This is a genomic window from Polynucleobacter sp. 35-46-11, from assembly GCF_002281105.1.
The window spans coordinates 1-1,603 of record NZ_NCFJ01000548.1 but is presented as its reverse complement, the minus strand read 5'-3'; the positions used below and the strand labels follow the sequence as shown (position 1 = coordinate 1,603).

1 protein-coding gene and 1 pseudogene are annotated in these 1,603 nt (G+C 43.2%); one reads left to right on the top strand and one right to left on the bottom strand.

Going from position 1 to position 1,603, the window contains the following annotated elements; all coding sequences use genetic code 11:
• Positions 1 to 82: 82 nt before the first annotated feature.
• Positions 83 to 133, top strand: a pseudogene (pqqA, locus tag B7Y67_RS19565) (pyrroloquinoline quinone precursor peptide PqqA); the annotation flags it as partial.
• Positions 134 to 222: 89 nt separating this feature from the next.
• Here pqqA and B7Y67_RS17460 read toward each other — a convergent pair.
• Positions 223 to 1,224 (bottom strand): DUF533 domain-containing protein, encoded by a 1,002-nt coding sequence (locus B7Y67_RS17460; protein ID WP_293599716.1) that lies wholly within the window; start codon positions 1,222 to 1,224, stop codon positions 223 to 225.
• Positions 1,225 to 1,603: the final 379 nt, after the last annotated feature.

The following is a 1,603-nucleotide window of genomic DNA, read 5'->3' as shown; positions in this document are numbered from 1 at the left end:
AAGCGCTGCTTGCTAACTTATTCTCATTATCTTAAGTAAATCGCCCTCTTGATATCTAACGAAACCGCCTACAACAGCAGCTACTGAAATGCGTTTTGGCTTTGAAGTAACAATGTACGTTATGAACAAATAATTCCTCACCGGAATTTAAAAAGGGAGCTTAGGCTCCCTTTTTTATTGCCATTAATCTTAGCATTTACGCAAAAGCGTTTAACTGTTTGCTTAAGCCCCACGCACCATGGACATGACCTGGGTAACATCCAGTGTACTTGCTTTCTGCTGGATTTGCGGTAAATATTGTGTCTGCAATTGCTTGGCTGGCCCAAGTAGGTTTTGGAATGTATCGCGTAAGATGCCGCTATTCATGACGCGTCCGCCAGCATAGTAGCGTTTTGCAAGTTGTCCGAGGGCATAAGTAGTCGCAAAAGAGAATGCTACACCGGTGGCAGTGCTGCCAACCTTGCCTATTGTTTTACCCGCCATTTTACCTAACAGTCCGCCTAGCAGTTTACGACCGAACTGCTCAAGATACTGAGAGGTTAGACCAACGCCAGCGGCGGCAATAAACTCTTTAATATGACCCGTATCAAGCTCAACACCATGCGCCTTACCTATGCGATACACCATTTTAATCTGCAAGGGGATAATCGCCATGGATGCCCAAGACTGCGGCAATAGCTCCAGCGCACCATTCAGAATCGAATAATTAAGAATAGTTTTATCAAGTTCGGCATCCGATACGTTTGCGACAGCGGCAACCACTTGCTCATTTGGGGTTTTAACCACTGAGGGTTTATCAAGCGAGGAATCGGTCACAGCACTTGCAGGCAATGTAGGATCATCAATCAATTGCGCAAGCTCACCTGCTTCATGCTCTACTTGCTCGGTTTGCTCAGCATCTAGTCCAAGTGCCACTCTTAGCTTATCTAGAAATATTCGTTCAGAAGCTGTTTGTATACCATCTGTATCACACACACAAACAGCCATCTCATAGGCAAGTTGGCGGTGATTATGGTCATCAAGGAGTGCGGTTGCGCTCTTCACACTGACACGTTTAAGCAAGACGTCCTGATACAGTTTTGCGATGTCCTGTGCACCAGTTTCATTGCCTAGCGATTCAGCCAACTGCCGAATTTGCTCACGTTCACGGTCATCTTTTTTACCGTCCGCAAAAGCTGCAAATAAGGCAATAGTAAGAATAGATTTTTGTTGATCGTGGTTCATTATTAAGTTTTATCCTTTTGTGTGTTTGATAACCATGTGAAACCATTTAACAGCAAACTTATGCACTTCATCTAGCAACACATGCTTTAAGCTAGCAATGCAGCCCAAGCCAATCCTACACACCTCAATCTAGTGAATGATTTGAGCAGGTTGTAAATGAACTGCTATACCCGCAAAGCAAGTGCATTAAAAAACTAATTTGAACTTACTGTTACTGTATTTAAATGACATTAAAAACGCTGCCATGTTCCGGACGGGAATTAATACATCAAGGATTTGAAACAACACAAAGGTTGTTAAGGCGGCGTGAGTGAGCAGGCTAGCATAATCTCATAAGCAAATTAAAAACTGGAAAGGTTACCTAGTTTATAAATTTGGT